The sequence below is a fragment of the Streptomyces sp. NBC_00328 genome (genome assembly GCF_036139655.1).
In the GTDB taxonomy this organism is placed as follows: domain Bacteria; phylum Actinomycetota; class Actinomycetes; order Streptomycetales; family Streptomycetaceae; genus Streptomyces.
This window is the reverse complement of the sequence record NZ_CP108013.1, coordinates 1,697,560-1,715,151: the sequence shown is the minus strand read 5'-3', so window position 1 is coordinate 1,715,151 and position 17,592 is coordinate 1,697,560. Positions and strand designations below refer to the sequence as shown.

Annotated in this window: 15 protein-coding genes; 9 read left to right on the top strand and 6 right to left on the bottom strand. The window is 71.3% G+C overall.

The features are described from left to right. Positions 1-105: 105 nt before the first annotated feature. Positions 106-1,551: a glyceraldehyde-3-phosphate dehydrogenase gene (locus tag OG485_RS07305; RefSeq protein WP_328665153.1), complete on the bottom strand. Its 1,446-nt coding sequence runs from the start codon at positions 1,549-1,551 to the stop codon at positions 106-108. Between the two features lie 188 nt (positions 1,552-1,739). Next, a complete protein-coding gene (locus OG485_RS07300; RefSeq protein WP_328665152.1) occupies positions 1,740-2,519 on the bottom strand; it encodes a DeoR/GlpR family DNA-binding transcription regulator in 780 nt (259 codons plus the stop codon). 122 nt (positions 2,520-2,641) lie between these two features. On the opposite strand from OG485_RS07300, the gene OG485_RS07295 reads away from it, so the two are divergent. From OG485_RS07295 to OG485_RS07285, 3 genes are all read left to right on the top strand, one after another. Then, the gene (locus OG485_RS07295; protein ID WP_328665151.1) at positions 2,642-3,523 is read left to right on the top strand and encodes an SIS domain-containing protein; all 882 of its coding nucleotides are present in this window, start codon (positions 2,642-2,644) and stop codon (positions 3,521-3,523) included. Positions 3,524-3,642: 119 nt separating this feature from the next. Beyond that, positions 3,643-4,494, top strand: coding sequence for a class II fructose-bisphosphate aldolase (locus OG485_RS07290; RefSeq protein ID WP_328665150.1), 852 nt, complete (start codon positions 3,643-3,645; stop codon positions 4,492-4,494). A 476-nt stretch (positions 4,495-4,970) separates the two neighbouring features. Next, on the top strand, positions 4,971-6,203 hold the full coding sequence (locus OG485_RS07285; protein WP_328665149.1) for an MAB_1171c family putative transporter: 1,233 nt from the start codon (positions 4,971-4,973) through the stop codon (positions 6,201-6,203). 121 nt (positions 6,204-6,324) lie between these two features. Here the strand turns inward: OG485_RS07285 and OG485_RS07280 are convergent, their stop codons facing one another. Together OG485_RS07280 and OG485_RS07275 are read right to left on the bottom strand one after the other, a co-directional pair. Beyond that, complete coding sequence (locus OG485_RS07280) at positions 6,325-7,722, bottom strand: FAD-dependent oxidoreductase (protein ID WP_328665148.1); 1,398 nt, start codon at positions 7,720-7,722, stop codon at positions 6,325-6,327. A gap of 155 nt (positions 7,723-7,877) precedes the next feature. Continuing rightward, a complete protein-coding gene (locus tag OG485_RS07275) occupies positions 7,878-9,032 on the bottom strand; it encodes a methyltransferase (protein ID WP_328665147.1) in 1,155 nt (384 codons plus the stop codon). Positions 9,033-9,091: 59 nt separating this feature from the next. On the opposite strand from OG485_RS07275, the gene OG485_RS07270 reads away from it, so the two are divergent. From OG485_RS07270 to OG485_RS07250, 5 genes are all read left to right on the top strand, one after another. Further along, entirely contained in the window at positions 9,092-9,769 is a 678-nt protein-coding gene (locus OG485_RS07270) for an alpha-ketoglutarate-dependent dioxygenase AlkB family protein (protein ID WP_328674264.1), read from the top strand. A 145-nt stretch (positions 9,770-9,914) separates the two neighbouring features. Continuing rightward, positions 9,915-11,153, top strand: a complete 1,239-nt coding sequence (locus tag OG485_RS07265) for an ROK family protein (RefSeq protein ID WP_326789343.1) — start codon at positions 9,915-9,917, stop codon at positions 11,151-11,153. A gap of 235 nt (positions 11,154-11,388) precedes the next feature. Continuing rightward, on the top strand, positions 11,389-11,694 hold the full coding sequence (locus OG485_RS07260; RefSeq protein WP_328665146.1) for an SHOCT domain-containing protein: 306 nt from the start codon (positions 11,389-11,391) through the stop codon (positions 11,692-11,694). After that, entirely contained in the window at positions 11,691-12,449 is a 759-nt protein-coding gene (locus OG485_RS07255) for an ABC transporter ATP-binding protein (RefSeq protein ID WP_328665145.1), read from the top strand. The genes OG485_RS07260 and OG485_RS07255 overlap by 4 nt, the downstream gene beginning before the upstream one ends. Further along, positions 12,446-15,007: an ABC transporter permease gene (locus tag OG485_RS07250; RefSeq protein WP_328665144.1), complete on the top strand. Its 2,562-nt coding sequence runs from the start codon at positions 12,446-12,448 to the stop codon at positions 15,005-15,007. Before OG485_RS07255 ends, OG485_RS07250 begins: the two co-directional genes overlap by 4 nt. Before the next feature lie 62 nt (positions 15,008-15,069). Here the strand turns inward: OG485_RS07250 and OG485_RS07245 are convergent, their stop codons facing one another. Beyond that, a complete protein-coding gene (locus OG485_RS07245) occupies positions 15,070-15,585 on the bottom strand; it encodes an ATP-binding protein (protein ID WP_328455322.1) in 516 nt (171 codons plus the stop codon). 214 nt (positions 15,586-15,799) lie between these two features. Further along, positions 15,800-16,123 (bottom strand): hypothetical protein, encoded by a 324-nt coding sequence (locus tag OG485_RS07240; protein WP_326789348.1) that lies wholly within the window; start codon positions 16,121-16,123, stop codon positions 15,800-15,802. 339 nt (positions 16,124-16,462) lie between these two features. Between OG485_RS07240 and OG485_RS07235 the strand changes: the two genes are divergently transcribed. Further along, positions 16,463-17,587, top strand: a complete 1,125-nt coding sequence (locus OG485_RS07235) for a PLP-dependent cysteine synthase family protein (RefSeq protein ID WP_328665143.1) — start codon at positions 16,463-16,465, stop codon at positions 17,585-17,587. Positions 17,588-17,592 lie beyond the last annotated feature (5 nt).

Below are 17,592 nucleotides of genomic sequence, written 5' to 3'. Positions count from 1 at the left end.
CCTCAGTGTGTAGCGGCCCTATAGATTGCGCTGGTCAGGCGCGTGCCGCTACAGCCCAGGTACCCCCTCGCCGACCCGAGGGGAACCGTTGGGCAGACCGGCGGTTCAGACCGCCGGAGCCGGGAACGTCGGGTACTCCACGCCGGAGACGTGCTGGACGACACGGATGACCTGGCAGGAGTAGCCGAACTCGTTGTCGTACCAGAGGTAGAGGATCGCGTTGTCGTCCTCGACCTTGGTGGCGCCGGCGTCGACGATCGAGGCGTGGCGCGAGCCGATGAAGTCGCTGGAGACCGCGTCGGGGGCGCTGATGAAGTCGATCTGGCGCTTGAGCGGGGAGGTCAGCGAGACATTGCGGAGGTAGTCGAGGACTTCCTCGCGGGTGGTCGCGCGGCCCAGGCGCAGGCTGAGGATCGCGATCGAGACGTCCGGCACCGGAACACGGATCGAGCTTCCGGTGATGGGCGCCTTGAGGTCGGGCAGCGCCTTGGCGACCGCGGAGGCGGCACCCGTCTCCGTGATGACCATGTTCAGCGGCGCGGAGCGGCCCCGGCGGTCGGAGCTGTGGTAATTGTCCAGCAGGTTCTGGTCGTTGGTGAACGAGTGGACGGTCTCCACGTGGCCGCGCAGAACGCCGTACTCCTCGGCCATCGCCTTCAGCGGCGGCACGATCGCGTTGGTGGTGCAGGAGGCGCAGGACAGGATCTGCTCGTCCGGCTTGATCGTGTCGTGGTTGACGCCGTGCACGATGTTGGGGACGTCGCCCTTGCCCGGAGCCGTGAGGACGACCTTGTCGATCCCGGGGCGCAGGTGGTTCGAGAGGCCCTCGCGGTCACGCCACTTGCCGGTGTTGTCGACGAGGATGGCGTCCTTGATGCCGTACGTCGTGTAGTCGATCTCGGACGGGTTGCCGGCGTAGATGACCTTGATCTCGTTGCCGTTGGCGATGATCGTGCTGTTCGCCTCGTCGACGGTGATCGTGCCCTGGAACTGGCCGTGGATGGAGTCGCGGCGCAGCAGCGAGGCGCGCTTGACGATGTCCTGGTCGCCGCCCTGGCGCACCACGATGGCGCGCAGGCGAAGGCCGTTGCCGGAGCCGGTCTTCTCGATCAGCAGGCGGGCGATGAGGCGGCCGATGCGGCCGAAGCCGTACAGGACGACGTCGCGTCCCTCGCGGCGCTCGATCTTGTTGTCGCCGGTGGCGCCGGAGACCGCCTCGGCGGTGAACTCCTCGACGGACAGGCCGCGGTCGTCGGCCCGGTACGTCGCGGCCAGCATGCCGATGTCGATCTGGGACGGGCCGAGGTCGAGCGTGGTGAGCGTCTGGAGGAACGGCAGCGTGTCGGTGACCGAGAGCTCCTCGCCGGCGATCTGCCGGGCGAAGCGGTGGGTCTTGAGGATGCTCACCACCGACTTGTTCACCAGGGAGCGGCTGTGCAGGAGGACGGTGACGTCCTGCTCCCGGTGCAGCCTCCCGATGATGGGGATCATCGACTCCGCGATCTCTTCGCGGGTCTTCCAGTTGGTGAACGCGTCGTCGTTGACAGTCACAGGAATCATCTTTCGAGCTAGGTGGCGCTCATATGGTAACCGGACCCTCCTTTTGATGTTCATGCGGTGTCCACTCGTGGGGAGGCAGGCGTCCGCCAGGCCTCCAGGGCAGGGGGTTCCGGCCCTTCGGGAGGCGTGTGCGCCGTCGGTTCAGGCGCGGGTGACCGGCCGGAAGAGGTGCCGGAGGGTCATACGGCCCTGACCTCGACCCCGGCGTCCTCGAACCGTCCGATCATCTCGGGTCCCGCCGCCGCGTCCGTGACGAGCGTGTCCACCGACTCGGCCGCGCAGATACGGGCGAACGCGCGCTGCCCCAGTTTGCTGGAGTCGGCGGCGACGATCACGCGTTCGGCCCGCTCGCACAGGAGGCGGTTGATCGCCGCCTCCGCCTCGTCGTGGGCGGCGGCGCCGTGCGTGGCGTCGAACGCGACCACGCCGAGCACGGCGACGTCCAGGGTGATCTGCTTGAGTACGCCGTCCGCCAGCGGCCCGATCAGCTCGTACGACTGCGGCCGGGCGACCCCGCCGGTCAACACGATCTTGAACTGGGGGCGCACGGTGAGTTCGTTCGCGATGTTCAGCGCGTTCGTGACCACGGTCAGTGCGGGGGAGCCCGACGCCAGGTCCGGGCGTACGGCGAGAGCGCGGGCCACTTCGGTCGTCGTGGTGCCGCCGGTGAGGCCCACCGCCTCGCCGGGGGCGATGAGGTCCGCCACCGCCTTCGCGATGCGCTGCTTCTCCGAGGCGTGCCGGGCGGTCTTGTAGCGCAGGGGGAGTTCGTAGGAGACGCCGTGCACGACCGCTCCGCCCCGGGTGCGCACGAGCATCTGCTGCTCGGCGAGCTGGTCGAAGTCGCGCCGGATCGTCGCCGCCGAGACCTCCAGTCGTGCCGCGGCCTCCTCGACGTCCAGGCGGCCCCGCTCGACGAGCAGTTCCAGCAGTGCCTTCCACCGGGCGTCCCGCGACATCAGCGCCCTCCATTCCTCGGTCCTTCGCGACCTTAACGCACCCCCAGCGCGTTCAAATGCTTGATTGTGCTCGAAACCTCGCTATATCTTGCAGAAACAAGCATCGGTGGGAGGGGTACGGCATGACGCATGTCGAGGAAGAGCTGAGCAGCCAGCCCGAGTGCTGGATTCGCGCCGCCGACGAGGCGGCAACGCACGAAGCCGCGCTGCCGGAGGCGGGGGAACGCGTCGCGATCGTGGGGTGCGGCACCTCGTTCTTCATGGCACAGGCCGCGGCCGTGCTCCGTGAAGAGTCCGGGCAGGGGGAGACGGACGCCTTCGCCGCCTCGGAGTTCCCCGCGGGCCGCTCGTACGATCGCGTCGTCGCCCTGACACGCTCCGGGACGACCACCGAAGTGCTCGACCTTCTCGGACGACTGCGCGGACACACGCGTACGACCGCGGTCACCGCCGATCCGCACACGCCCGTGATGAAGTGCGCGGACGACCTCGTCGTGCTCGACTTCGCCGACGAGCGCTCCGTCGTGCAGACGCGATTCGCGACGACCGCGCTCACCCTGCTCCGCGCCCACCTCGGCCTGCACGGCGAGACCGTCGTCGCGGACGCGCGCACCGCGCTCGGCACCCCGCTGCCCGAAGGGCTCGTCGACTGCTCGCAGTTCACCTTCCTCGGCCGTGGCTGGACCGTCGGGCTCGCCAACGAGGCCGGGCTCAAGATGCGGGAGGCCTCTCTCGCCTGGACCGAGTCCTACCCCGCGATGGAGTACCGGCACGGCCCCATCAGCATCACGACCCACGGCACCGCCACCTGGATGCTCGGCGAAGCACCCGAGGGGCTGGCCGAGCAGGTCCGGGAGACCGGCGGGCTGTGGGTGGACGGCGGCCTCGACCCGCTCGCCGAACTCGTCCGCGCCCAGCGCCTCGCCGTCGCCGTCGCCGCCGCGCGCGGCCTCGACCCCGACCGGCCCCGCCACCTCACCCGCTCGGTGATTCTCGGCCACTGAAGCTACTTCAGCCGCTGAAGCTGCTGCGCCCCTGAGCCCGTTGCCGACGCCGACGCATACGCCGTTGCCGCCGCCGAAGTCGCCGAACCGGCTCGATCCCCCATGGAGCAGGAGGAGTTGTGCCCCTCGCCGCAACCGGTGAGCTGGTCGTCCGGACCGCCGAGGCCCGGACCGCCGTCGCCGCGTTCAACGTCATCACGCTGGAACACATAGAGGCCGTCATAGCGGGGGCGGAATCGGCCGGCGCGCCAGTCGTCCTCCAAGTCAGTGAGAACGCGGTCAAGTTCCGCCAGGGGCGACTGCTCCCACTGGCCCGTGCCGCGACCGCCGCCGCCGAACGGGCTTTGGTGCCCGTCGCGTTGCACCTCGACCACGTGCAGAGCAGCGAACTGCTGCGCCAGGCGCCCGAGGCCGGGTTCAGCTCCGTCATGTACGACGCCTCGCACCTGCCCTACGAGGAGAACCTCGCCGCGACCCGGGCCGCCGCCGACTGGGCGCATGCCCAAGGCCTTTGGATCGAGGCGGAGTTGGGAGAGATCGGTGGCAAGAACGGTGCACCCCCGCGGGACGCGCACGCGCCCGGTGCCCGTACCGACCCGGGGGAGGCCCACGCCTTCGTGGCCGACTCCGGTGTGGACGCGCTGGCCGTGGCGATCGGCAGCTCGCACGCGATGACCACCCGGACCGCGGCGCTCGACCACGACCTGCTCAAGCGCCTGGCGGCCTCTCTCGGCGTCCCTCTCGTCCTGCACGGTTCCTCCGGGGTGCCCGACGCGGAGCTCCGAGCGGCCGTCCAAGGCGGTATCACCAAGGTCAACGTCGGCACCGCGCTGAACATCGCGATGACGGGCGCCATCCGGGAGTTCCTCACGGCCAGCCCCGACGCCGTGGACTCACGCACGTACCTGGGCGTGGGACGGGAGGCGATGGCGCGGACGGTGGCGGGGCTCATCGGTGTGCTGCGGGGGTGAGCCGTCCAGGTGCCGCTACAGCCGGATATGCGCCCCCAAAGCGGCCGCTCGGCGGGTACGGGTCGTGTGGAAGCCGGTTTCCACGTATGTGCTTTTGCACCGACGGCAGTTCGAGCGGGTGACAAGGTGGCTAGGGTGAACCACCATGAGGAGGCCGAAAGGGCACGGTACGCTCGCGGGTGAAGCTTCGCCCCGGAGGTCACTCGGGCGCGCGTCCGTATGCCCCATGGACGCTGGGATCAGGGGTTTGCGGTGTTTTCGGGGCAGGGCCGACACCGGGCCGGGCGCAGGACGGAGAAGGCCTTGAGCGGTCAACTTCTGGCTGGTATCCGTGTGTCGGCGCGCGACGACGGGGTGTATGCCCCGGTGAACGAGGCGCTGCCCGGAACCGGCCGGCACTCCAGCGTGCGTCGGGGACTGTGCCAGTCCCCCGGCGCGCACCGGGAACCCGGCCCACGCGTACCTCTGGGCCCGATGTGAACGGACTGATCTACTACCTGGCCGCGGCCGTCCTCTGGATGGGACTCGCCGCCCAGTTGCCCGACCTGCGCCGCCACCGCAGAGACCCGCTCAAGCGGTCGTTCTGCGCCGTCATCCTGCTGTCGGGACTCTGTTTCGTGCTCGGTGCGCCGCCCACCGTCATTCTCGTCAACAGGCTCACGGGCATTCCGAACATCGCGGCGCCGCTGACGTACGGCGCGGTGACCGCCTTCGGCGCGGCATCCCTCATCCTCATCGTGCACTGGCGGGGCAACGACCCCGCCCAGGTACGCCGCACCGCCCGGGCCTGGCTGTTCAGCTATCTGGGAGTGATCGCCGCCGAGGGCGTGCTGTTCTCGCTGGGCGACGCTCCGGTCGAACGCCGGGCCGACTTCGACACCTACTACGCCTCGACGCCGTTCATCCGGGAGATGATCGTGCTGTACCTGGTGGCGCACATGGTGGCCGCGGTGACGACGACCCTGCTGTGCTGGAGCTGGATACGGAAGGTGAAACGCTGGACCCGGGGCTCGCTGGCCCTGCTCGTGCTGGGCTGGCTGTTCACCAGCGCCTACGGCATCGTCAAGTCCGTGGCGCTGAGCGCTCATTGGCTCGGGCACCGCTGGGACAGCCTCAGCACCAGCGTCGCACCGCTGGTGGCCGTCGGTTCCTGTCTGGCCTCGGCCGGCTACATCCTCCCCCTCGTCGGTCCGCGCATCGACTCGGCCGTCGCGTTCGTGCGGCTGCGTCCGCTGTTCCGTCTGCTGGCGGGACCGACCGGCCGCCGGCGCTGCGTCACCGCACTGTCGTGGCGAATGATCGGCGACGTCGAACTGCAGCTCACCACACGGGAGACCGCCATCCGGGACGGCCTCAAACGGCTCGCCGGGCAGCTCGACGACCAGGTACGCAGCCGTGCCTGCCGGGACGCGCTGGCCGCCGGGTTCTCGGCGGCGGAGGCCGAGGTGATCGGGATGGCCGCGATGGTCGCCGTGGCCGCTCTGGCCGAGACGCCGACCCCCATGGCGGAGACCGGCACCATCGGCATCGTGGTCGGCGACGTCGATGTGGTGGTCTCGGTCAGCGCGCGCGTACGACGGCCGGCGGGCTGTTCGCGGTCGCTGGACACGGGTCAGCCGTCCTTGCTGAGCCTGTCCAAAGCGGTACGCACGCCGATCGTCGACGCCGCGATCCAGTCCCGGAGGACCGCGGTGCGACAGCTGTCCTGACCGCGCCCGACGCGGCGGCGCGCGCAGTGGGCACTGCGGGCGCTCCGGACGCTCGTACGACGGCGGGGCGGAGGCCGGGAGCGTGCGTCCGGTCGGACGCACGCCCGTACGGCACGCGCCGTCACACGGCGAGCGGGCCCACGGAGTCGAGGAAGTCGCTCTCCTCGGCGGTCAGCGGAGGCCCGGTCAACGGCTCCATGACAGGGCCCTTCAACGTGGCCACCAGCAGCTCGGTGTGCAGCAGACGGCTCGTGTCGGCCTGGAGCGTCGCGACCTTGCACCTGGCCGCGGACACGGCGTACGAGGTGGTCGCCACACGTGCCATCCGGCCCATGTACTGGCTGAGAAGCCGGTCCGCGAGGCTCGGAGCCCTGCCGACGACCTCCGGGAACCACTGGTCCTGGGACGTGCTCATCGTGTAGGCGGCCGAGACGGACTTGGCGGCCGCCCGCTGGACGTCGCGGGCGAAGCCCGGGGCGGTGACATCGGTCTGCCGCAGCTGCCGGCTCAGCGCCTGGGCACCCAGGGCCGCGACGGACATGCCCTGCGCGTACACGGGGTTGAAGGTGGCGACGGCGTCACCGAGCACCACCAGGCCCTCGGGCAGCACGGCCTTCTCGAAGTCACGGCGCCGGTTGCGGGTGCTGCGGCTGAGGAACACCTCGCCGAGCGGCTCGGCGACGGAGACGAGCTGGCCGATGAGCGGGTGGCGCAGGCGGAGGGCGAAGTCGGTGAAGTAGTCGGGGTCGGCGGTGGGTTCGCCGCCGCGGGTGCCCGCGAGCGTGACCAGCCAGCGGCCGTCCTCGATCGGCACCAGCGTCCCGGAGCGCCCCGGCCGGGAATCCGTCGGGTCCGCCTCGACCTGGGTCAGCGGGAAGTCCTCCGCGCCCCACGGGACGCGGAAGACCCGGCTGGCGCAGACGAGCCCCGAGTCGACCTCGTCGGTGGGTATGTCCGTCACGCCGAGCCCCTCGAGCCAGTGCTCGACGCGTGAACCCCGTCCGCTCGCGTCGACGACGAGATCGGCGCGCAGTTCCTCCTCGAGGCCTTCGGAGAGGACCCGTACACCGGTGACGCGTTCCGCCGTTCCCACCAGGGACAGTGCCTCGGCACGGCGGACGACGACGGGAGTGGTGCTCAGAACCGCGTCACGCAGGGTCCAGTCGAGCAGGTCACGGCTGCAGCAGGTGAGCAGGAGGTCGTCGGTCACGGTCGGCCAGCGTCGCTGCCAGCCCTGCGGGCCAAAACCCAGCATGTCGGTCATGGGCTGCTCGCGCGCACCCGCGGCGAGCAGGCGCCGGTGCACGTTCGCCACCGGAAGCAGTTCCTGGATGGCGTCGCGTCCGCTGGGCAGCAGGACGTGGGCGTGCCGTGCCTGCGGGATCCGCTTGCGCGGGGACGGTCTGTCGGGCAGCTCGTCGCGCTCCAGGACGATCACTTCGTCCATGGACCGGAAGAGGGCCGCGGCGGCGAGCATGCCGGCCACGCTCCCGCCGATGACGACAGCGCGGCGCGACATGGTTCCCCCAGTTGTCATTGGTGATCGGCATCACTTTACGGTTGTAGGCGCAGGTGTCCAGAGGTGATCAAAAAGTGATCGGATTCTGTCCGCGGGGTCGAGCGCGGGCGTCCCCCGGGGCAGCCCCGCCCCGGTCGGACGGCCTCGGACGAGCCCTATCGCCCGGCGTCCTTCTTCACGGCCCGGAGAATCACGAACTTGGCGTCACCCGCGACCAGTTCGCTGTTGCCGAAGAGGCGGCGCAGCTTCAGGTGGTAGCCGAGATGGCGATTGCCGATCACCCACAGCTCGCCACCCGGCCGCAGCGCGCGCCGGGCGTCCGAGAACATCCGCCAGGCGGTCGTGTCCGTCATCGCCTGGTGGGAGTGGAACGGGGGATTGTTCAGGACGAGGTCGACGCTCCCGGAAGGCACTCCCTCCAGCCCGTCGGCGACGAGGAATTCGGCCTTTCCGTCGGCGTTCGCCCGGTACGTCGCCTCCGCCGAGGCCACCGCCTGGAACGACTCGTCGGCGAACAGCACCTCGGCCTCGGGATTGGCGAGCGCCATGGACGTACCGACCACGCCGTTGCCGCAGCCCAGGTCCACGACCCGCTCGGGGCCCCGGCTGCTCGGCAGATGCCCGAGGAAGAAGCGGGTGCCGATGTCGAGGCGGTCGGCGCAGAAGACCCCCGCGTGGTTGACGACCGTGCGGCCGGAGACCGGGCCGACGTCGTCGGGCAGCAGATAGCTGTACGGCCAGGGGTTGGCCCTCCGGGCGATCCCCTGGAGCGGGGTGCAGAAGATCAGGCGGGCCTTCTTCTCGGCCAGCGACGTGCGGGTCGGACCGAGGATCCGCTCGAAGAGGTGCAGCGTCGAGGTGTGGATCTCCTTGACCATCCCGGTGCCGATCACCACCGTTCCCTCGTGCACGCCGGGTGCCAGCCGGTGCAGTTGGTCCTCCAGCAGGGCGAGGCTTTTCGGCACCCGTACGAGCAGCACGTCGATCCGCCCGGGAGGCGGGTCCTGGGTCGTGAGGAGCCGGACCGCGGACTCCTCGGCACCGGCCCGCGCCAGATTGGAGCGGGTCGCCTCCCGCGCCAGGTGGGAGTCGGTGATCTGCGTCGGCCGCCGCTCGGACAACGCCGTGGTGAGGGCGCCCCAGCGGTCGCCGACGATCACGACCGAACCCGTCAGCGGGGTGCCGCTCTCCGCGAGGTGCCGCAGTAGATAGGTGTCGGCGGCGTCCCAGGCACGCAGCCGGTCGCGCGGGTCCTCGGGGAAGCGGGCGAGTTCGTGCTCGCCCCAGGGTGTCGTCATCCGGTCGTTCATCGTGGGTCAAGGCTAAGCGACCCGGAGGGCCTGAGGTGCGCGACGATGGGGGTATGTCGATGGACGCGGAGCTGTTCCCGCGCGGCAGGACGGAGATCGCGCCGGGCGCCGTGCACCTTCCGGACTGGCTGGACGCCCGAGGCCAGCGCCTGATGGTGGACGCCTGCCGCGCCTGGGCCCGGCCCCCTGCGGGCCTGCGCACCGTCCGTACCCCCGGCGGAGGCACGATGACCGCACGCCAGGTCTGTCTGGGCCGGCACTGGTACCCGTACGGCTACGCGCGCACGGTGGTCGACGGCGACGGTTCGCCGGTCAAGCCCTTCCCCGACCGGCTCGGCCGGCTGGCCCGTGACGCGGTCACGGACGCCCTCGGCGCCGACGCCCCCGGCTCGGATCCGTCCGCCGCGTACGACATCGCGCTGATCAATTTCTACGACGCCGAAGCCCGTATGGGCATGCACCGCGACAGCGACGAATCGTGCGACGCCCCGGTCGTGTCGCTGAGCCTGGGCGACACCTGTGTCTTCCGGTTCGGCAACACGGAGTCCCGGACTCGGCCGTACACCGACATCGAGCTGCGCAGCGGCGATCTCTTCGTGTTCGGCGGCCCGTCACGGCTCGCGTACCACGGAGTACCGAAGGTGTACGGGGGCACGGCGCCCCCCGAGTTGGGACTGACCGGGCGGCTGAACCTCACGCTCCGCGCCGGCGGCTTCCCGCCGGAGCCCGCCCCGTAGAGCCTGTCCCGGAGATTCCTGTCTGCCGTGCGACGGGCGACGACGCGAATCGTCGGGCAGCCCCGGGCGGCGGACGCCGTCACGGTCGCGCGGCGGCCGCGACCGGACGGGCCCCGCGGGAGCGGATCATGGGAGACTCGCCCTCATGAACGGCAAGGCGGGCCCCCGGACGGCGGGGGATGGCAGCACGCGGACACGGCTCGACCGGGGGCGCGGAGCGCTCGGACCGGCGCTGGAACTTGTGCACACCGGGCGCGCCCCGACGCGTGCCGTGCTCACCGCCGAACTGGGGGTCACCCGGGCGACCGCGGGCGCGGTGGCCGCGGAGCTGGAGGCGCTGGGGCTGATCCGCGTCGACGCGCGGCCCGGTGCCGCCGCGGGTTCGCAGGGGCGGCCCTCGCACCGGCTGGAGGTCGCCGACGACGGGCCCGTCGCGCTGGCCGCACAGGTGCACGCCGACGGGTTCCGGGCCGCCCTGGTCGGCCTCGGCGGCCGGATCGTCGCGACCGCGCCCGGTTGCGAGACCGTCGACGCCGATCCGGCGAAGGTGCTCGGCTCGGTCGTCGACGCGGGCGCCGAACTGCTCCGCGAGACCGGGCGCCGCTGTGTGGGCGCCGGGCTCGCCGTACCGTCGGCCGTCACCGAACCCGAAGGGCTCGCGCTCAATCCGCTGCACCTGGCCTGGCCCGCAGGGGCCCCCGTCCGGGAGATCTTCGCGGAGCGGGTGCGCGCGGCCGGGATCGAGGGGCCGGCGTTCGCCGCCAACGACGTCAACCTCGCCGCCCTCGCCGAGCACCGGCACGGAGCGGGGCGAGGCGCCCGCGACCTGCTGTGCGTGGCCACCGGACACCGTGGCGTCGGCGGTGCCCTCGTGCTCGACGGGCGTCTGCACACCGGTAGTTCGGGGCTCGCCCTCGAAGTCGGCCACCTCACCGTCAATCCCGAGGGCCGCCCCTGCCACTGCGGAAGCCGCGGCTGTCTCGACGTCGAGGCCGACCCGCTGGCCTTCCTCACCGCGGCCGGCCGGGCCCCCGGCCCCGAGGTGTCGCTGCTCCAGCAGTCCAACGAGCTGATCCGCGACGAGAGCCACGATCCGTCCGTCCGCACGGCCATCGAGGCGCTGATCGACCGCCTCGGCCTCGGCCTGGCCGGTCTCATCAGCATTCTCAACCCGGACCGCATCATCCTCGGCGGACTGCACCGCGCCCTGCTGGACGCCGACCCGGACCGGCTGCGTGCCGTCGTCGCCGACCGCAGCCTGTGGGGACGCAGCGGCGGGGTACCGATCCTCGCCTGCACCCTGGACCACAACAGCCTGGTCGGAGCGGCCGAGTTGGCCTGGCAGCCGGTCCTGGACGATCCGCTGAAGGCGCTGCCCGTCTGACCCTCGGGAGTGCCGGGGGACGGCGAAGTCGCGGCCCGAGAGACGGCATCCCCGGGCCGCCGTCGAACGAGCGAGCCGCCGCGGGAAGCAGCCCGGGTCGCCCGGCGTACTCCCGCGGAGGTAGGCGCACGGCCGCTGGCCGTACGACGACTTGACCCCCCTGCCGGGGCGAGTCTCGAGACATCACCAAGAGATCCCGCGCAGACGCGTGGTTCCACCGAGGAGATGACTCGAGATGCAGACCCTGGCGCACTGGGACGGCGGCCCCGGCCCGTGGATCCTGTTCTTCCCGCTGATCTGGGCGGCCGTCGTGATCGGCGTCGTCACCGTGCTGCGGCGCACCGCCTGGCGCGGACGCCGTGGCCCCTGGCGGGCGACGGGCGGCTTCGGCCCCGGCGGGTCCCTGCCGACCGGTGACTCGCCGATCGCCGTGCTCGGCCGCCGCTTCGCCTCCGGAGAGATCGACGAGGACGAGTACTGGCGCCGGCTGTCCGTCCTGGACGAGCAGTTCGGACGTACGGGCAAGGGCGGTGCGGCATGACCACCGCGACCGCCCGCCCGGACGCGGCACGTGTCGTCGACGCCGTGAAGATCTACGGCAGCGGCGACACCGCCGTCCGGGCCCTCGACGGGGTGAGCGTGGGCTTTCCGGCCGGCCGCTTCACCGCGATCATGGGACCCTCGGGCTCGGGCAAGTCCACCCTCATGCACTGCGCGGCCGGTCTCGACACCCTCACCTCGGGAGCCGCGTACATCGGCGACACCGAGCTCGGCACCCTCGACGACCGCCGTCTGACCCTGCTGCGCCGGGACCGCATCGGCTTCGTCTTCCAGGCGTTCAACCTGATTCCGACGCTCACGGTCGCCGAGAACATCGCCCTGCCCATGGACCTCGCCGGGACCAAGGACTCCCGCGCCTGGACCGACACCCTCGTCGATGTCGTCGGTCTGCGCGACCGGCTCCACCACCGGCCGAGCGAACTGTCCGGCGGGCAGCAGCAACGCGTCGCCGTGGCACGGGCGTTCGCCGGAGAACCCGACGTCGTCTTCGCCGACGAACCCACCGGCAACCTCGACTCCCGCTCCGGCCAGGAAGTCCTCGGCCTCCTCGGCCGGGCGGTGCGCCGGATGGACCGCACGGTCGTCATGGTCACCCACGACCCGGTCGCCGCCGCGCACGCCGACGAGGTGGTCTTCCTCGCCGACGGACGCCTCGTGGACCGGATGGAGAACCCGACGGCCGACAAGGTCCTCGACCGCATGAAGGCCTTCGACAGCAAAGGCGCGGCCGTATGAACGCCGCACTGCGCCTCAGCCTCTCGTCGCTGCGCGGCCACGGACGCCGCTTCGCCGGGACGTTCTTCGCCGTGTTCCTCGGCGTCGCCTTTCTGGCCGGCACCCTTGTCATGGGCGACACCCTGCGCGCCGGGTTCGACACGATGTTCGGCAACGCGACCCAGGGCACCGACGCCGTCGTCCGCAGCGCCGGCGTCATCACCACCCCGGGGGAGAGCCAGGGCGTCCGCGCGCCCGTCGGCACCGGTCTGGTCGGGACGATCGAGCACGTCCCAGGAGTCGCGGCCGCCGCGCCCGACATCCAGGGCGCGGGCCAGCTCGTCGGCTCCGACCGGAAACCCGTCGGCGGACAGGGCCCGCCCACCCTCGCGGGCAACTGGATCGACGACCCGAAACTCAACGCGTACCGGCTCGCCGAAGGCCGCGCCCCCGCCAAGTCCGGCGAGGTTGTCGTCAACCGGGGAGCCGCCGAGAAGGGCCACCTGAAGATCGGCGACACGACGGTCCTGCGCACGCCCGACCCCGTCCGCGTGACGATCGTGGGCCTCGCGACCTTCGGCGGCGAGGACGGCATGGCCCAGGTGACCTTCACCGGGATGACCCGGGCCGACGCGGAGAAGTACCTGACCGCGAGGCCCGGCGAGGCCGCCGGCATCCGGGTGCGGGCCGGTCCCGGGATGAGTCAGGACGAACTCGTCTCCGCGCTGACTCCCGTACTCCCGAAGGGGGTCGAGGCCATCACGGGACAGGAGTCCGCGCGGGAGAACACCGACATGGTCTCCAGCCAGTTCCTCACCCTCTTCACCACGCTCCTGCTCGTCTTCTCCGGCATCGCACTCCTGGTGGCGACCTTCTCCATCCACAACACCTTCGCGATCGTCGTCGCCCAGCGCACCCGTGAGAACGCGCTGCTGCGCGCCCTCGGCGCCTCGCGCAGGCAGGTCACCGCGTCGACCCTGGCCGAGGCGAGCGTCGTCGCCGTGGCCGCCTCGGCGGTGGGGATCGCCGGTGGCATCGGGATCGCGGCCGGACTCCAGGCCCTCTTCCCGGCCATCGGGTTCCCCTTCCCGGAAGGGGGCCTGGTGATCAGCGGTCTGTCCATGCTGCTGCCCTTGGGTGTCGGCGTCGTCGTCTGTCTCGGCTCCGCCCTGCTGCCCGCCGCCCGTGCGGGACGCACCGCTCCGCTCGCCGCCCTGCGGGAGACCGCGGTCGACGAGTCCGGTGCCTCGCGGGTACGGGCGACGGCGGGCGGGGGACTGGCCGCCCTGGCGGTGGGCGTCACCCTGACCGGAGTCCTGCTGACCCCGTCGCTGTGGCTCGCCGGACTCGGCGCCGTACTGGCCCTCGCCGCCTTCGTCGTCCTCGGTCCGGTCGCGTCCTCGGCCGCCGTACGGGTCCTCGGCGCGCCCCTCGACAGGCTGCGCGGCGTCACCGGCGGGCTCGCCCGGCGCAACGCGCTGCGCAGCCCCAGGCGGACCGCCGCCACCGCGGGCGCCCTGATGATCGGCGTCGCCGTCGTCTCGCTGTTCACGGTCTTCGGCGCCTCGCTCAAGGCCACCATGGACCAGACGGTCTCGCGTTCCTTCGCCGGTGACGTCGCCGTCAGCACGCCGTCGTTCGGAGCGGGCGGCAGCGGTCTCAGCCCGAAACTGGCTCCGGCCCTCGTGCGTCAGCCCTCGGTCGAGTACGCGGTGGGACTGGGCAAGGGGGTCGCCGAGGTCAACGGTCAGGGCCGTGCGCTGACGGTCACCGACCCGGTCGCGCTCGGCAAGGTCTTCGACCTCGGCCAGGTACAGGGCTCCCTGAACGGCCTCGGCACCGACGGCATCGCCATCACCCGTACGGAGGCCGACAAGCAGCACCTGGCGACCGGCGACACGGCCCGGCTCGCCTTCACCGACGGGCGGAAGGCCGACTTCACCGTCCGTGCCGTCTACGGCCGGTCGGAACTCGCGGGCGACTACGTCATCACCCGCGCCGCCTGGGCCCCGCACCGCACCCAGGACGCCGACACGGTCGTCGCCGTCTCGTTCAAGGACGGCGTGAGCCCGGCGGAGGGCAAGGCCGCGGTGCAGAAGGTCGCCGAGCGGTACGGCAACCCCGAGGTGCAGACCCGGGACGAGTACGCGCAGTCCTCGGCGGCCGGCATCGACATGATGCTGACCCTGGTCTACGCGCTGCTGGCCCTCGCGGTGCTCATCGCCCTGCTCGGCATCGCCAACACCCTCACGCTCGCGGTCCACGAGCGCACTCGGGAACTCGGTCTGCTGCGGGCCGTCGGACAGACCCGGGCGCAGCTGCGCGCGATGGTCCGCTGGGAGTCGGTCCTCGTCGCCGCGTTCGGCACGGCGGGCGGGCTCGCCCTCGGTGCCTTCCTCGGCTGGGTGCTGGTCGAGGCCTCCGACGGAGCGTCGGACAGCGCCTTCGCCTTCGCGGTCCCGCCGCTGCGTCTCGCGGTGGTGGCGCTGGTGGGTCTCGCGGCCGGGGCCCTCGCGGGACTGCGTCCAGCACGGCGGGCGGCCCGCCTCGACGTGCTGCGGGCCATCGCCACGGAGTGAGCCACCCGATGCCGTACGGCGCCCGTGAGCGAGCGGCGCACGAGAGGGGGGTCACCGCCCGGTCAGCCGGCAACGGCCGACCGGGCGGGAGCGTGTTCCGGCCTGAGTACGTCGACGGTGTGCCGGAGCGTGACCTCGCTCGCGGTCTCGTACGGCGGACGCAGTGAAGCCGCCACCACGGGGGTGGACGCCGGAAGCGTGAACCATACGACCTTGCCCGACTCGCCGTCGGGGCGCACACCCCAGCTCTCGCTGACCGCCGCGACCATGGCCAGGCCGCGTCCGCAGGTGGAGCCGGGGTCGGCTTCGCGTATCACGGGAAGCCGGGGATCGTGGTCGTGCACGGAGACCGTGAGCCGGTCGAGCAGCAGCTCGATCTCCACGGTGCAGAGTTTGTCCGGCTGGGCGTGCCGGTGGACATTCGACAACAGCTCGGTCACCCCGAGCGCGGCCCGGTCTATCAAGGGGTCCAGATGCCAGTAGCGCAATTGCGCAGAGACGATTCTGCGGACCTGGCCGATCCGCGACGGCAGGGCTTGGAGCTCCACCGTGCAATGCCTGCTTGGCTGGCTGATCACGGCTGCGACTCCCCGAATTGAGGTCCGGAAGAAGGCGGAGATCGGATCCAGCAGAGTGGCTGAGTTGAACGGCCGCCTGCTGTGACGACCGGCGGGCTGGTTCGCAGCGTTATCGCCGGTGAACCCAGAGTGATGTGACATCAGAGTGACTCAGGGGCCACGGTCCCGCAACTCGCGGTGCTTCAGGACGTGGGGCCGGCGCGGTCGGCGCACCTCAGCGGCTGCGTCCCGCCGCCTTGCGGACCGCCTCGATGAAGCGGCGCGCCGACGGGGGTCCCGGCCGGCCGGGTGCCGGATCGTGCTCGCCGAGCGTGAGCGAGTAGCGCGTGCCATTGACATCCGCCAACGCCCGGTCCTCGTGAGCGAACCAGGGTTTCGAGGCGCGCACCGCCTGCACCGGCGCGCTGTCGATCTCGCTGCCGTAGCTGGTGAGCAGTTCCAGCCTGCCGTCGCTGATCCGGACCTGTCCGGCCCGGGTGAGCGAACGCAGCCTCTTCCCGATCCGCACGCCCGTGGCCGTGAACTCCGGCTCCGCCATGATGCTCCGCCCCCTTGTGCGCTCCGGCTGTGCCCTGTCGTGACCCAGTGTGCATCCACGTCGGGAGCGACCGCCCCGCGCGGTGCAGTCTGCCCGCAGGTCGCGCCGAGCACCAGTGCGTACGGCGAGGTGGTGGCGGTGACGGGAGCAAAGGCCGGGATGCGCCCCCCTGAGGACGGGTTCCCTGATCCCGGATGCGGATTCCCTGCGTCCCCCCAGGGACGGCTTTGGGGCGCTCAAAGGTGTGTTTATGCAGGTGAGGAGCGTGCGGAAGGTGCTTATGATCGAGGCGTCCGACCAGCCGAAGCGGTGTCGGCGCCATGCGTTAGGAGCCTTCCCGTGAGCACTCCCCAGCCGATCCGGACCGGTGAGACCCTCGATGTCGACCGCAGCGACCCGGAGTACCGGAGCTGGCTCAAAGAGGCCGTGCGCAAAGTCCAAGCGGATGCGAATCGCTCGGCGGACACCCATCTGCTGCGCTTCCCGCTCCCCGAGGAGTGGGGTGTCGACCTGTACCTGAAGGACGAGTCGACCCACCCCACGGGCAGCCTCAAGCACCGTCTGGCCCGCTCGCTCTTCCTGTACGGCCTGTGCAACGGCTGGATCCGGCCCGGCCGCCCGGTGATCGAGGCGTCCAGCGGCTCGACGGCCGTGTCCGAGGCCTATTTCGCGGGCCTCGTCGGTGTGCCCTTCATTGCGGTCATGCCGCGCACGACGAGTGCCGAGAAGTGCCGGCTGATCGAATTCCACGGCGGGCAGTGCCACTTCGTGGACGACTCGCGCAAGATCTACGCGGAGTCCGTCGCCCTCGCGGCCGAGACCGGCGGACACTACATGGATCAGTTCACCTATGCGGAAAGGGCCACGGACTGGCGCGGGAACAACAACATCGCCGAATCCATTTTCCGCCAACTGGCCCTCGAACGGTTCCCGGAACCCGCGTGGATCGTCGCCACGGCCGGCACCGGCGGCACCTCGGCGACCCTCGCCCGCTACGTCCACTACATGCAGGCGGACACCCGCATCTGTGTCGCCGACCCGGACAACTCGTGCTTCTTCGAGGGCTGGACCACCGGCGATCCGGACGTCACCTGCGACCGCGGCTCGCGCATCGAGGGCATCGGCAGACCGCGCGTCGAGCCGAGTTTCGTGCCCGGGGCGATCGACCGCATGATGAAGGTGCCGGACGCGGCGAGCGTCGCCGCCGTCCGCGCGCTGGAGCAGGCCATCGGCCGCAAGGCGGGCGGCTCGACCGGCACCGGCCTGTGGAGCGCCCTGAAGATCGTCGCCGAGATGGTGGCCGAGGGGCGCAGGGGAAGCGTGGTCACGCTGCTGTGCGACCCCGGCGACCGCTACCTCGACAAGTACTACTCCGACGCGTGGCTGGCCGAACAGGGCCTGGACATCGCGCCGTACATGACGGCGATCAACTCCCTGCTGGAGACGGGCGTCTGGCCTGCCTGACCCGG

Coding starts and splice junctions, on each gene's coding strand:
- OG485_RS07300 (WP_328665152.1), bottom strand. CDS start 2,519: ATGTCGCGGGACGCCCGGTGGAAGGCACTGCTGGAACTGCTCGTCGAG.
- OG485_RS07295 (WP_328665151.1), top strand. CDS start 2,642: ATGACGCATGTCGAGGAAGAGCTGAGCAGCCAGCCCGAGTGCTGGATT.
- OG485_RS07280 (WP_328665148.1), bottom strand. CDS start 7,722: ATGTCGCGCCGCGCTGTCGTCATCGGCGGGAGCGTGGCCGGCATGCTC.
- OG485_RS07275 (WP_328665147.1), bottom strand. CDS start 9,032: ATGAACGACCGGATGACGACACCCTGGGGCGAGCACGAACTCGCCCGC.
- OG485_RS07270 (WP_328674264.1), top strand. CDS start 9,092: ATGGACGCGGAGCTGTTCCCGCGCGGCAGGACGGAGATCGCGCCGGGC.
- OG485_RS07265 (WP_326789343.1), top strand. CDS start 9,915: ATGAACGGCAAGGCGGGCCCCCGGACGGCGGGGGATGGCAGCACGCGG.
- OG485_RS07260 (WP_328665146.1), top strand. CDS start 11,389: ATGCAGACCCTGGCGCACTGGGACGGCGGCCCCGGCCCGTGGATCCTG.
- OG485_RS07255 (WP_328665145.1), top strand. CDS start 11,691: ATGACCACCGCGACCGCCCGCCCGGACGCGGCACGTGTCGTCGACGCC.
- OG485_RS07250 (WP_328665144.1), top strand. CDS start 12,446: ATGAACGCCGCACTGCGCCTCAGCCTCTCGTCGCTGCGCGGCCACGGA.
- OG485_RS07240 (WP_326789348.1), bottom strand. CDS start 16,123: ATGGCGGAGCCGGAGTTCACGGCCACGGGCGTGCGGATCGGGAAGAGG.